A 12,615-nucleotide genomic window follows, 5' to 3' on the forward strand; every position below is an offset into this window, starting at 1 on the left:
CAGCTCAGATCAGCCACGTAAAAGCATTCACAAGGTCACAACGATGAAGCGCACATTCCAGATCTACCGCTACGACCCGGACAAGGACGCGAAGCCCTACATGCAGACCATCGAGATCGAACTCGACGGCCACGAACGCATGCTGCTCGACGCCCTGATGAAGCTCAAGGCGCAGGATCCGACGCTGTCGTTCCGCCGCTCGTGCCGCGAAGGCGTCTGCGGTTCCGACGCGATGAACATCAACGGCAAGAACGGTCTGGCCTGCCTGACCAACATGAACACGCTCAAGGGCACCGTGGTGCTCAAGCCGCTGCCCGGCCTGCCGGTGATCCGCGACCTGATCGTCGACATGACCCAGTTCTTCAAGCAGTACAACTCGATCAAGCCGTACCTGCAGAACGACACCGTGCCGCCCGAGAAGGAACGCCTGCAGTCGCCCGAAGAGCGCGAGGAGCTCAACGGCCTGTACGAGTGCATCCTGTGCGCGAGCTGCTCGACGAGCTGCCCGAGCTTCTGGTGGAACCCCGACAAGTTCGTGGGCCCGGCCGGCCTGCTGCAGGCCTACCGCTTCATCGCCGACAGCCGCGACGAAGCCACCGCCGAGCGCCTCGACAACCTCGAGGACCCGTACCGCCTGTTCCGCTGCCACACGATCATGAACTGCGTCGACGTGTGCCCGAAGAGCCTGAACCCGACCATGGCCATCGGCAAGATCAAGGAACTGATGGTGCGTCGCGCCATCTGACCCGACATGGCTGCTTTGCCCGGCACTCCATCGCCCTCGGCGCTTTCCTCGGGAAGCGCGGCGGCCGAGCCGCTCGACGAACGGGCGCTCAGCAAGCTCAAGTGGCGCTGCCGGCGCGGCCTGCTCGAAAACGACTTGTTCATCGCCCGCTTCTTCGAGCGGCACGAATCTCGCATCACCGTCGGCCAGGCCGGCGCGATGGAGGTTCTGATGGACCTCTCGGACAACGATTTGCTCGATCTTCTCCTTCGCAGAAAGGAGCCCGAGCCCGCATGGGCCGGGGCCGAGGTGGTCGAGCTTCTGCAGCTGATGCGCGCCGACGGTGCGCAGCGGCCCGCAGCCTCCACGACCTCTTCCTCCTCGCCCTCCCGAACAATCCTCTGAAAGAAACCCGAAATGAAAGCCTCCGATACCAAGGCCACGCTATCGTTCAGCAACGGTGCCGACAAGGTCGAACTGCCGATCTACAAGGGCACCGTCGGTCCCGACGTGATCGACATCCGCAAGCTGTACGCGCAGACCGGCATGTTCACCTACGACCCGGGTTTCATGTCCACCGCGGCCTGCCAGTCGGCCATCACCTACATCGACGGCGACAAGGGCGAGCTGCTGTATCGCGGCTATCCCATCGAGCAGCTCGCGACCAACTGCGACTTCCTCGAGACCTGCCACCTGCTGCTGTACGGTGAACTGCCGGACGCGGCCAAGAAGGCCAACTTCACCAAGCTCGTGACCAACCACACGATGGTCAACGAGCAGATGCAGTTCTTCCTGCGCGGCTTCCGCCGCGACGCACACCCGATGGCCATCATGACCGGCCTGGTGGGCGCGCTGTCGGCCTTCTATCACGACAGCACGGACATCAACAATCCCGAGCACCGCGAGATCGCCGCGATCCGCCTGATCGCGAAGATGCCCACGCTCGTGGCCATGGCCTACAAGTACACGATCGGCCAGCCGTACATGTACCCGAAGAACGAACTCAGCTATGCGGGCAACTTCCTGCACATGATGTTCGCCACGCCCTGCGAGGAGTACAAGGTGAACCCGGTGCTCGAGCGCGCGCTCGACCGCATCTTCATTCTGCACGCCGACCATGAGCAGAACGCCTCGACCTCGACCGTGCGCCTGTGCGGCTCGTCGGGCACCAACCCCTTCGCGGCCATCGCGGCCGGCGTGGCCTGCCTCTGGGGCCCGGCCCACGGCGGCGCCAACGAAGCGGCGCTCAACATGCTCTACGACATCCAGAAGGAAGGTGGCGTCGAGAAGATCGGCGAGTTCATCAAGAAGGTCAAGGACAAGAACTCGAACGTCAAGCTGATGGGCTTCGGCCACCGCGTGTACAAGAACTACGACCCGCGCGCCAAGCTGATGCAGGAAACCTGCAACGAAGTGCTGACCGAGCTGGGCCTGGAAAACGACCCGCTGTTCAAGCTCGCCAAGGAACTGGAAAAGATCGCGCTCGAAGACGAGTACTTCGTGTCGCGCAAGCTCTACCCGAACGTCGACTTCTACTCGGGCATCGTGCAGCGCGCCATCGGCATCCCGGTGCCGCTGTTCACCGCGATCTTCGCGCTGGCCCGCACCGTCGGCTGGATCGCCCAGCTCAACGAAATGATCGGCGACCCCGAGTACAAGATCGGCCGTCCGCGCCAGCTGTTCGAAGGCTCGCCCAAGCGCGACGTGAAGCCGATCTCGGCCCGCTGATCGGCTCTTCCGACCGCTCCCTGCAAAAGCTGCCTTCGGGCAGCTTTTTTTATTGCCCGTTCGGCATGCCCCTCCTCGCGCTCGGGCAGCAATGCCATCTCATATCACGATGGCAACCGCATGAAAACAGGAAGAAAATAGCCAACTCATCGCCAGACGCGATGCCCACAGCCCCATGAGCACGTCCGAACGCAACTTTGCCCGCCGCATCGACCTCACGTCGCTGCAGTTGTTCGTGGCCGTGTGCGAGCTGGGCAGCATCGGCCGCGCCGCGGAGCGCGAATTCATCGCCGCCTCGGCCATCAGCAAGCGGCTGTCGGACCTCGAGGCCACGCTCGGCACCACCCTGCTCTACCGCCATGCGCGCGGCGTCGACCTGACGCCGGCCGGCGAAAGTCTGCTGCACCACGCCCGCTCGGTGCTCTACAGCCTCGAGAAGATGCAGGGCGAACTCAGCGAGTACGCCGACGGCGTGCGCGGCCACGTGCGGGTGCACGCCAACATCTCGGCCATCGTGCAGTTCCTGCCGGAAGACCTGGGCGTGTTCACGCGCGCCCACGAGGCGATCAAGATCGACCTCGAGGAGCACCTGAGCACCGAGGTGATCCGCGCGGTGCAGGAAGGCGCGGCCGACCTCGGCGTGTGCCACGTGGCCGGCGGCGCGGGCGAGCTGCAGAGCCTGCCCTACCGGCACGACCGCCTGGCGCTGATCGTGCCCGCGGGCCATGCGCTGGCCGAGCAGGGCGCGATCGAGTTCATCGCCGCGCTCGACTACGACCACGTGGGCCTGCACACCAACAGCTCGATCTACGTGGCGATGCACGAGGCCGCGCTGCTCGCGGGCCGCAGCGTCAAGCTGCGCATCCATGTCACCGGCCTCGATGCGATGTGCCGGATGATCCAGAACGGCCTGGGCATCGGCGTGATGCCGCAGCGCGCCTTCGAGCTGATGCAGGACGGCATCGGCCGCGGGCTGGTCAGCGTGGCGCTGTCCGACGCCTGGGCCGCGCGCGAGATCCGGCTGGTGGCGCGCGATTTCTCCACGCTGCCGGTGGCGGCCCGCACGCTGGTGAACCACCTGCACGCGGCCTCCTCCACCGAGGCCGAAGCCGGCGCCGACCGGCTCGCGGCCTGAAACCCAAGACAATCCATTTCCCCACGAAAGAGAAGAGACCGACATGGCACGCACGCTCTACGACAAGATCTGGGACGAACACGTCGTCCACACCGAGGAAGACGGCACCGCGATCCTCTACATCGACCGCCACCTGGTGCACGAGGTCACCAGCCCGCAGGCCTTCGAAGGGCTGCGCGAAGCCGGCCGCAAGCTGTGGCGCATCAGCTCGGTGGTGGCCACGGCCGACCACAACACGCCGACCACCGGCTGGGAGCGCGGCTACGAAGGCATTGCCGACCCGACCAGCAAGGAGCAGGTCACCACGCTCGACCACAACATCGCCGAGTTCGGCGCCGCCGCGTTCTTCCCGTTCCTGAGCAAGCGCCAGGGCATCGTGCACGTGATCGGCCCCGAGACCGGCGCCACGCTGCCGGGCATGACGGTGGTCTGCGGCGACTCGCACACCTCCACGCACGGCGCCTTCGGCGCGCTCGCGCACGGCATCGGCACCAGCGAGGTCGAGCACGTGATGGCCACGCAGACGCTGCTGGGCAAGAAGGCGAAGAACATGCTCGTGAAGGTCGAGGGCAAGCTGCCCCTGGGCTGCACGGCCAAGGACATCGTGCTGGCCATCATCGGCAAGATCGGCACCGCCGGCGGCACCGGCTACACGATCGAGTTCGCCGGCTCGGCGATCCGCGACCTCAGCATGGAAGGCCGCATGACGGTGTGCAACATGGCGATCGAGGCCGGCGCGCGCGCGGGCCTGGTGGCGGTCGACGAGAAGACCATCGGCTACATCAAGGGCCGCCCGATGGCGCCCAGCGGCGTCGAATGGGACCAGGCCGCGGCCTACTGGCGCACGCTGCAGTCCGACCCCGGCGCGAAGTTCGACACCGTGGTCGAGCTCGACGCGACGCAGATCAAGCCGCAGGTCACCTGGGGCACCTCGCCCGAGATGGTGGTGGCGATCGACGGCCGCGTGCCCGATCCCGACAAGGAAAAGGACGGCAGCAAGCGCGGCGCCATCGAGCGCGCGCTGGTCTACATGGGCCTGGAGCCGAACAAGGCGATGAACGACATCTTCATCGACAAGGTGTTCATCGGCTCGTGCACCAACAGCCGCATCGAGGACATGCGCGAGGCCGCGGCCGTGGTGAAGAAGCTCGGCCAGAAGGTCGCCAAGAACGTGAAGCTGGCGCTCGTGGTGCCCGGCTCGGGCGTGGTGAAGGAACAGGCCGAGCGCGAAGGGCTCGACCAGATCTTCAAGGCCGCGGGCTTCGAGTGGCGCGAGCCCGGCTGCTCGATGTGCCTGGCGATGAACGCCGACCGCCTCGAGCCCGGCGAGCGCTGTGCCTCGACCAGCAACCGCAACTTCGAAGGCCGCCAGGGCGCGGGTGGCCGCACCCACCTCGTGAGCCCGGCCATGGCCGCCGCGGCCGCCGTGCACGGCCATTTCGTCGACGTGCGCACCTTCGCCTGACCAGGAGAACAAGACATGCAGAAATTCACCGTGCACAAGGGTCTCGTGGCCCCGATGGACCGCGAGAACGTCGACACCGACGCGATCATTCCGAAGCAGTTCCTCAAGTCGATCAAGCGCACCGGCTTCGGCGTGAACCTGTTCGACGAATGGCGCTACCTCGATCCGGGCGAGCCCGGCCAGGACCCGGCCAGCCGCAAGCCGAACCCCGACTTCGTGCTGAACCAGCCGCGCTACGCGGGCGCCTCGGTGCTGCTGGCGCGCAAGAACTTCGGCTGCGGCTCCTCGCGCGAACACGCGCCGTGGGCGCTCGACCAGTACGGCTTCCGCGCCATCATCGCGCCGAGCTACGCCGACATCTTCTTCAACAACAGCTTCAAGAACGGCCTGCTGCCGATCGTGCTGCCCGAGGCGCAGGTGGCCCAGCTGTTCGACGAGACCTTCGCCTTCCCGGGCTACTCGCTGACGATCGACCTCGAGCGCCAGGTGGTGGTGAAGCCCGACGGCCAGGAGTTCGCCTTCGACGTGCAGGCCTTCCGCAAGTACTGCCTGCTCAACGGCCTGGACGACATCGGCCTCACGCTGCGCCACAAGGACAAGATCAAGGCCTTCGAGGCCGAGCGGCTGGCGCAGAAGCCCTGGCTCGCGCACACGATGCTCGCCAACGCCTGAGGCGTTTTCCGTTTCACTTCCTTCGACAACCACCCAATGAAAATCGCAGTTCTCCCTGGTGACGGCATCGGCACCGAAATCGTGGCGGAAGCCGTCAAGGTGCTCCAGGCGCTCGACCTGAAGTTCGAGATGGAGACCGCCCTGGTCGGCGGCGCCGCCTACGAGGCCCATGGCCACCCGCTGCCCGATTCGACGCTCAAGCTCGCCAAGGAGTCCGACGCGGTGCTGTTCGGCGCGGTGGGCGACTGGAAGTACGACAAGCTCGACCGGCCGCTGCGCCCCGAGCAGGCCATCCTGGGCCTGCGCAAGAACCTCGGCCTGTTCGCCAACTTCCGCCCGGCCATCTGCTACGAGCAGCTGGTGGACGCCTCGAGCCTCAAGCCCGAGCTGATCGCGGGCCTGGACATCCTCATCATCCGCGAGCTGACCGGCGACATCTACTTCGGCCAGCCGCGCGGCCGCCGCACCGCGGCCGACGGCCACTTTCCGGGCGCCGAGGAAGCCTTCGACACGATGCGCTACTCGCGCCCCGAGATCGAGCGCATCGCGCGCGTGGCCTTCGAGGCCGCCCGCAAGCGCAGCAAGCGCGTGACCAGCGTCGACAAGGCCAACGTGCTCGAGACCTTCCAGTTCTGGAAGGACGTGGTGACCGAGGTCGGCAAGGACTATCCGGACGTCGAGCTCGACCACATGTACGTCGACAACGCCGCCATGCAGCTCGTGAAGGCGCCCAAGAAGTTCGACGTGGTGGTCACCGGCAACATGTTCGGCGACATCCTCTCGGACGAGGCCGCGATGCTCACGGGCTCGATCGGCATGCTGCCCTCGGCCTCGCTCAATGCCAGCAACCAGGGCCTGTACGAGCCCAGCCACGGCAGCGCGCCCGACATTGCCGGCAAAGGGGTTGCCAATCCCCTGGCTACAATACTGTCCGCTGCCATGATGCTCCGTTTCTCCCTCAATCAAGCCGAAGCTGCCGACCGGATCGAGTCGGCGGTCAAGCATGTGCTGGCCTCCGGCCTGCGCACGGGGGACATCTGGTCGGAGGGCACCCGCAAGGTCGGCACCATCGAGATGGGCGACGCCGTGGTGGCGGCACTCTCGGCCTCGATCACCAAAAAGACGATTACCGGCTAACCGCAGCCCGCTTCGTCACGCCCACCCGGCTCCTGACGAGTCGGGCGCAAAGAGAAACCAGCGACTTTCTTTTTTCTTAAAGGGCACACTCAAATGGCGAACGCATCTCAACCTCTGGTCGGCCTCGTAGGCTGGCGCGGCATGGTCGGCTCGGTCCTGATGGACCGCATGCAGGCCGAAAACGACTTCGGCCTCATCGAGCCGGTCTTCTTCTCGACCTCCAACGCCGGCGGCAAGGCCCCGGCGATGGCGAAGAACGAGACCGCCCTCAAGGACGCGCACGACATCGAGGCCCTGAAGAAGTGCGACATCGTCATCACCTGCCAGGGTGGCGACTACACGACCGAGGTGTTCCCCAAGCTGCGCGCCGCCGGCTGGAACGGCCACTGGATCGACGCCGCCTCCACGCTGCGCATGAAGGACGACGCGATCATCGTGCTCGACCCGGTCAACCTGCCCGTGATCCAGAACGCGCTGACCAACGGCGGCAAGAACTGGATCGGCGGCAACTGCACCGTGAGCTGCATGCTGATGGGCGTGGGCGCGCTCTACAAGGCCGGCCTGGTCGAGTGGATGACCAGCATGACCTACCAGGCCGCCTCGGGCGGCGGCGCGCAGCACATGCGCGAACTGCTGACGCAGTTCGGCACGCTCAACGCCGAGGTCCGCTCGCTGCTCGACGACCCCAAGTCCGCCATCCTCGAGATCGACCGCAAGGTGCTGCACAAGCAGCAGAACCTCAGCGCGGCCGAGACCGCCAATTTCGGCGCCCCGCTCGGCGGCTCGCTGATCCCCTGGATCGACAAGGACCTGGGCGACGGCATGTCGAAGGAAGAGTGGAAGGGCGGCGCCGAGACCAACAAGATCCTCGGCCAGGGCGCGGGCTTCGGTACCGCGGCCACGCCGGTCGACGGCTTCTGCGTGCGCATCGGCGCCATGCGCTGCCACAGCCAGGCATTGACCTTCAAGCTCAAGAAGGACGTGCCGGTGGCCGACATCGAAGCCATGATCGCCGCCGACAACGCCTGGGTGAAGGTGGTGCCGAACACCCGCGAAGCCACCCTGCAGGACCTGACGCCCGTGGCCGTGACCGGCACCATGGGCATCCCGGTCGGCCGCATCCGCAAGCTGGCGATGGGCCCGGAGTACGTCGGTGCCTTCACCATCGGCGACCAGCTCCTCTGGGGCGCCGCCGAACCGCTGCGCCGCATGCTGCGCATCCTGCTGGAAGCCTGATGGGGGCAGTTCGCGCCCGTTGCCTACCCCCTTGTTGTCGAAAGGCGACAGAAGATGTGTTCGTAAGTATGCGCGCACTGGGTAGAACGGGCGCATTGCCTTGTCAGTAGGGGGTGATGATGCTAACGTCCTCTTACAATTTCTGGGCCTGAGCCGCCCCCTATCAGCATGACAAGACATCTGTTGCCCGCGGCCCGCCCATCGGCCGCTCGCTCCCCCCTTCCCCTGAACGGCGTTCGTCTGTCGGTCCTGAGTGCGGCGGTGGCCGTGGCGATGGGTCTGGCCAGCACCGATGCCAGCGCGCTGGCGCTGGGTCCGCTGAAGGTGCAGTCGGCGCTGGGCGAACCGCTGCGGGCAGAGATCGACGTGACCGAGATCACGGCGGCCGAGGCCGACAGCCTCAAGATCAACGTGGCCACCGCCGACGCCTTCAAGACGGCCGGCGTTCCCTACAACCCGGCCCTGCGCGACGTGCGCGCGACGCTGCAGCGCCGCGCCGGCGGCCAGTACGTGGTGCGCCTCAACGGCAGTCGTCCGCTCAACGACCCCTTCATCGACCTGCTGCTCGAGGCCAACGGCAGCACCGGCCACATCGTGCGCGACTACACCGTGCTGCTCGATCCGCCCACCGCGCGCACCGCGGCCGATGCCGGCACGCCGATCGCTCCGGTAGCGCCACAGGTTGCGGCGCCCGCCGAGCGCCCCGGCCCGGTGGTCGCGCGCACGCGCCGCGAGCCCGCTGCAGCGCCCGCGCCGGTCGCCGTGGCACCGGCGCCGTCGGCAGCCTCCTCCCCCGCACCCACGGCCCGCTCGCCCCGCCCCGCGGGCAGCGGCGAACAGGTCACGGTGCAGCGTGGCGACACCGCCGGCAAGATCGCCGCGGCCAACAAGCCGGCCGACATCTCGCTCGACCAGATGCTGGTCGCGCTGCTGATGGCCAATCCCGATGCCTTCATCGGCGGCAATGTCAACCGTATCCGGGCCGGTGCCGTGCTCGACCTGCCGAGCGCCACCGAGGCCGGCGCGGTGCCGGCCGCGGAAGCCCGCCGCACGGTCACGGCCCAGAGCCGCGACTTCAGCGCCTATCGCCAGCGGCTGGCCGAGAACGCCCCGACCTCGAACGTCGCCGCCGCCAGCCGCCGCGCCGGCGGCCGGGTGCAGGCCAATGTCGAGGACCGCAATGCCGCGGCCACGGCGCCCGACAAGCTCACCATCTCGCAAGGCAACGCCACCGCGCGCGCCGCCGAGGAAAAGGTCGCGCAGACCCGCCAGGCGCAAGACCGCAGCAACCGCGTCGCCGAGCTGTCGAAGAACATCGAGGAGCTCAACAAGCTCAAGGCCGCGGGTGGCTCGACCGCCGCGGCGCCTTCGGCAGCGCCTGCGCCCGCAGCGGCCGCGCCCGCCGCGACGCCTGGCATTCCGGTGCCCGTCGCCGGCCCGGCCGCCACCGTGGCGCCCGCCGCTCCGAGCCCCGCACCAGCTCCCGCTGCCGCGCCCACGCCTGCGGCCGCGGCCGCGCCGGCCCCAGCCGCAACGACGCCCGCCGCCGAGGCCGCGCCAGCAGCAGCAGCGGCCGCCGTCGCAGCCGCCACTCCCGCCGAGGGCGCCGCAGCCACCGGTGCGCCCGCCCCGAGTCCCGCGGCCAGCGCCGCGGCACCTGCTCCCAAGCCGGCGCCCAAGAAGGTCGTGGCACCGCCCCCACCGCCGCCCGAACGCAGCTTCCTCGACGAACTGCTCGACAACCCGCTGATGCTGGGCGGTATCGCGCTGATCGCGCTGCTGATCGGCTTCCTGCTCTACCGCGTGCTGGGCCGTCGGCGCGAGGAAATGAGCGAGAGCGTGTTCCTCGAGAGCCGCATCCCGAAGGACTCCTTCTTCGGCGCCAGCGGCGGCGAGTCGGTCGACACCAAGAACCGCGGCGATTCCACCGTCTCGTCGCTCTCGTACTCGCCGAGCCAGCTCGACGCCGGCGATGTCGACCCGGTGGCCGAGGCCGACGTCTACCTGGCGTATGGCCGCGACCTGCAGGCCGAGGAAATCCTGCGCGAAGCGCTGCGCGTGAATCCCGACCGCACCGCGATCCACCTGAAGCTGCTCGAGATCCACGCCAAGCGCCGCGACCTGCGCGCCTACGAGAGCCTCGCCACCGAAGTGCACAAGCTCACCGGCGGCAATGGTGCCGACTGGACCCGCGTGGTCGACATGGGCAAGGAACTCGACCCGGGCAATCCGCTGTACGAATCGGGCACGCCGCGCAGCGCCACGCCCGCCGAGAGCGCCGCGCTCGCGAGCGCGCTGGCGGCCGCATCGGCCCGCCCGCCGGCCGCCGCCAAGCCCGCGCCCGCCCCCGCGCCGGTGGCGGCCGCTCCTGCCTTCGTGCCCTCGGTGGCACCGCTCGATTTCGACCTGGACCTGAGCCAGCCGCCCGCGCCACCGCCGCTGGCACCGGTCGGCGCCAGCCTGCCGATGTCGGCCTATGCGCCCGCCCCGGCCGCGCAGCCGACGACGCCCCCGTCCGCCAGCCTCGGCGTGCAGCCGACGGTCGATCTCGAGAACGATTTCGACACCGCCCCCGGCGCGCTGCAGCTCGACACCCTGCCCGGCTCGCTCAACGACGCCGACAACACCCGCCCGGCCGTGCTGCGCGGCGGTGCCGGCCTGCCGGCCGACTCGGGCTTCATCGAGTTCGACATGAGCGCCCTGGCCGGCCTGCCCGCCCGCGCGGGCAACGGTGCCGACCATGCCGCGCCGTCGGCCTCGGCCCACGAGGACGACGAGAGCCCGCATGCCGTCAAGCTGTCGCTGGCGCGCGAGCTGCAGGCCATCGGCGATGTCGAGGGCGCGCGTTCGCTGGTCGAGGAAGTCGAAGCCGAAAGCGCCGGCGAACTCAAGTCGCAGGCGCGGCAGCTGCTCGCCGAGCTGCGCTGAGCGCGCGGCGCCGGCCTCTTCGTTTCTGGTTTCGTGAGGCTGGCGCTCGGCATCCGCTACAACGGCCAGGCCTATGACGGCTGGCAGAGCCAGTCCTCGGGCCGCACGGTGCAGGACAAGCTCGAGAAGGCGCTGTCCCAGTTCGCCGCCCAGCGCATCTCCACGCTCTGCGCCGGCCGCACCGACGCCGGCGTGCATGCGTTGATGCAGGTGATCCACTTCGACACCGAGGTGCAGCGCGAACCCTTCTCCTGGATGCGCGGCACCAACCGCTACCTGCCCGACGACATCGCGGTGCAGTGGGCACACCCGGTGCCGGCCGAATTCCACTGCCGCGCCAGCGCCCTCGCGCGGCGCTACGTCTACGTGCTCTCGCAATCACCGGTGCGCCCCAGCCTCGATGCGGGCCGGGTCGGCTGGTCGATGAACCTGCTCGACGGCGACGCGATGCGCGCCGCGGCCGCGCTGCTGATCGGCGAACACGATTTCAGCTCGTTCCGCGCCTCGGCCTGTCAGGCGCGCTCGCCGGTCAAGAACCTGCGGCGCATCGAGATCACGCGCCACGGCGAGGGCGAGCGCTGCCGCTGGCAGTTCGAGTTCGAGGCCGATGCCTTCCTGCACCACATGATCCGCAACCTCATGGGCTGCCTGGTGCGCGTGGGCCGGGGCGCCGAGTCGCCCGAGTGGATCGGCGAGGTGCTCGCCGCGCGCAGCCGCGACGCGGCGGCACCGACCTTCTCGCCCGACGGGCTGTACTTCCTCGGCCCGTTGTACGACGCCAAGTGGGGCCTGCCGGCCGAGGCGACCTTCCAGGCCGCCCGCGCGGCCTATGATGACCCGCCATGAGCCTTCTCCCGCCGCGCACCCGCATCAAGATCTGCGGCCTCACGCGCGAAGCCGACCTCGATGCCGCCGTGGAAGCCGGCGCCGATGCCGTCGGCTTCGTGCTCTACCCCAAGAGCCCGCGCGCCATCGCGCCCGAACGCGCGGCCGTGCTGGCCGCGCGCCTGCCGCCCTTCGTCACGCCGGTGCTGCTGTTCGTCGATGCGCAACCCGCCGAGGCCATCGCCGCCCTGGCCCGGGTGCCGGGCGCCATCGCCCAGTTCCATGGCGATGAAACGCCCGCCGACTGCATCGCGGCGAGCGGAAACGGCCGCTTCCGCTTCATGCGCGCGGCGCGCATTCCCCTCGGCGAGGCCGGTGCCGGCTTCGACCTCGTAAAATACGCGTCCGATTTCTCAAACGCCCAGGCCATCCTGCTCGACGCCCATGTCGACGGTTATGGCGGTGGCGGCAAGGCATTCGATTGGTCACTTCTTCCACCCGCCGTCGACGCTCACCTCGTCTTGAGTGGTGGACTCACACCTGCAAACGTGGGCGATGGCATTCGCACGTTGCGGACACGCTGCAAGACGCTGTCCGTTGATGTGAGCTCGGGCGTCGAGATCGACGGTCCCGGGAACAAGGGCCTGAAGGACGCCGGCAAGATCCGGCAATTCGTCGCCGCGGTGAGAGCGGCCGACGCCTCGTCCTTCTCCAGTTAGCCGCCGCACCCGGTTGTCGACCGGGCCGCGGCCCAACGATCGAGAA

11 protein-coding genes are annotated in these 12,615 nt (G+C 68.3%); all 11 read left to right on the forward strand.

The window, feature by feature from the left end; genetic code table 11:
* The first annotated feature begins 43 nt into the window (after positions 1-43).
* The 11 genes from ACEN9J_RS12610 (at position 44) to ACEN9J_RS12660 (ending at position 12,569) form a co-directional block, all read left to right on the forward strand.
* Complete coding sequence (locus ACEN9J_RS12610; protein WP_057595819.1) at positions 44-745, forward strand: succinate dehydrogenase iron-sulfur subunit; 702 nt, start codon at positions 44-46, stop codon at positions 743-745.
* Positions 746-751: 6 nt separating this feature from the next.
* Positions 752-1,129, forward strand: a complete 378-nt coding sequence (locus tag ACEN9J_RS12615) for a succinate dehydrogenase assembly factor 2 (RefSeq protein ID WP_064262389.1) — start codon at positions 752-754, stop codon at positions 1,127-1,129.
* A 12-nt stretch (positions 1,130-1,141) separates the two neighbouring features.
* Positions 1,142-2,452: a citrate synthase gene (gene gltA / locus ACEN9J_RS12620; protein ID WP_057595818.1), complete on the forward strand. Its 1,311-nt coding sequence runs from the start codon at positions 1,142-1,144 to the stop codon at positions 2,450-2,452.
* Positions 2,453-2,627: 175 nt separating this feature from the next.
* Positions 2,628-3,587: a LysR substrate-binding domain-containing protein gene (locus tag ACEN9J_RS12625; protein WP_261208650.1), complete on the forward strand. Its 960-nt coding sequence runs from the start codon at positions 2,628-2,630 to the stop codon at positions 3,585-3,587.
* Positions 3,588-3,630: 43 nt separating this feature from the next.
* Entirely contained in the window at positions 3,631-5,052 is a 1,422-nt protein-coding gene (gene leuC / locus ACEN9J_RS12630) for a 3-isopropylmalate dehydratase large subunit (protein ID WP_057595816.1), read from the forward strand.
* A gap of 15 nt (positions 5,053-5,067) precedes the next feature.
* Complete coding sequence (gene leuD / locus ACEN9J_RS12635) at positions 5,068-5,724, forward strand: 3-isopropylmalate dehydratase small subunit (RefSeq protein ID WP_057595815.1); 657 nt, start codon at positions 5,068-5,070, stop codon at positions 5,722-5,724.
* A gap of 36 nt (positions 5,725-5,760) precedes the next feature.
* The gene (gene leuB / locus ACEN9J_RS12640; RefSeq protein ID WP_261208654.1) at positions 5,761-6,861 is read left to right on the forward strand and encodes a 3-isopropylmalate dehydrogenase; all 1,101 of its coding nucleotides are present in this window, start codon (positions 5,761-5,763) and stop codon (positions 6,859-6,861) included.
* A 93-nt stretch (positions 6,862-6,954) separates the two neighbouring features.
* Positions 6,955-8,097, forward strand: coding sequence for an aspartate-semialdehyde dehydrogenase (asd, locus tag ACEN9J_RS12645; protein ID WP_057595813.1), 1,143 nt, complete (start codon positions 6,955-6,957; stop codon positions 8,095-8,097).
* 273 nt (positions 8,098-8,370) lie between these two features.
* A complete protein-coding gene (locus tag ACEN9J_RS12650) occupies positions 8,371-11,025 on the forward strand; it encodes a FimV/HubP family polar landmark protein (protein ID WP_413764563.1) in 2,655 nt (884 codons plus the stop codon).
* A 33-nt stretch (positions 11,026-11,058) separates the two neighbouring features.
* Positions 11,059-11,871, forward strand: coding sequence for a tRNA pseudouridine(38-40) synthase TruA (gene truA / locus ACEN9J_RS12655; RefSeq protein WP_413764233.1), 813 nt, complete (start codon positions 11,059-11,061; stop codon positions 11,869-11,871).
* Positions 11,868-12,569, forward strand: coding sequence for a phosphoribosylanthranilate isomerase (locus tag ACEN9J_RS12660; protein WP_413764234.1), 702 nt, complete (start codon positions 11,868-11,870; stop codon positions 12,567-12,569). Before truA ends, ACEN9J_RS12660 begins: the two co-directional genes overlap by 4 nt.
* Positions 12,570-12,615: the final 46 nt, after the last annotated feature.

Origin of the sequence: Variovorax sp. Varisp41 (genome assembly GCF_047325085.1) — a bacterium.
GTDB lineage: Bacteria > Pseudomonadota > Gammaproteobacteria > Burkholderiales > Burkholderiaceae_C > Variovorax.

What these genes read in the sequence shown, in the direction of transcription:
- ACEN9J_RS12610 (WP_057595819.1), top strand. Translation starts at nt 44, where the DNA reads ATGAAGCGCACATTCCAGATCTACCGCTACGACCCGGACAAGGACGCG.
- ACEN9J_RS12615 (WP_064262389.1), top strand. Translation starts at nt 752, where the DNA reads ATGGCTGCTTTGCCCGGCACTCCATCGCCCTCGGCGCTTTCCTCGGGA.
- gltA (WP_057595818.1), top strand. Translation starts at nt 1,142, where the DNA reads ATGAAAGCCTCCGATACCAAGGCCACGCTATCGTTCAGCAACGGTGCC.
- ACEN9J_RS12625 (WP_261208650.1), top strand. Translation starts at nt 2,628, where the DNA reads ATGAGCACGTCCGAACGCAACTTTGCCCGCCGCATCGACCTCACGTCG.
- leuC (WP_057595816.1), top strand. Translation starts at nt 3,631, where the DNA reads ATGGCACGCACGCTCTACGACAAGATCTGGGACGAACACGTCGTCCAC.
- leuD (WP_057595815.1), top strand. Translation starts at nt 5,068, where the DNA reads ATGCAGAAATTCACCGTGCACAAGGGTCTCGTGGCCCCGATGGACCGC.
- leuB (WP_261208654.1), top strand. Translation starts at nt 5,761, where the DNA reads ATGAAAATCGCAGTTCTCCCTGGTGACGGCATCGGCACCGAAATCGTG.
- asd (WP_057595813.1), top strand. Translation starts at nt 6,955, where the DNA reads ATGGCGAACGCATCTCAACCTCTGGTCGGCCTCGTAGGCTGGCGCGGC.
- ACEN9J_RS12650 (WP_413764563.1), top strand. Translation starts at nt 8,371, where the DNA reads ATGGGTCTGGCCAGCACCGATGCCAGCGCGCTGGCGCTGGGTCCGCTG.
- ACEN9J_RS12660 (WP_413764234.1), top strand. Translation starts at nt 11,868, where the DNA reads ATGAGCCTTCTCCCGCCGCGCACCCGCATCAAGATCTGCGGCCTCACG.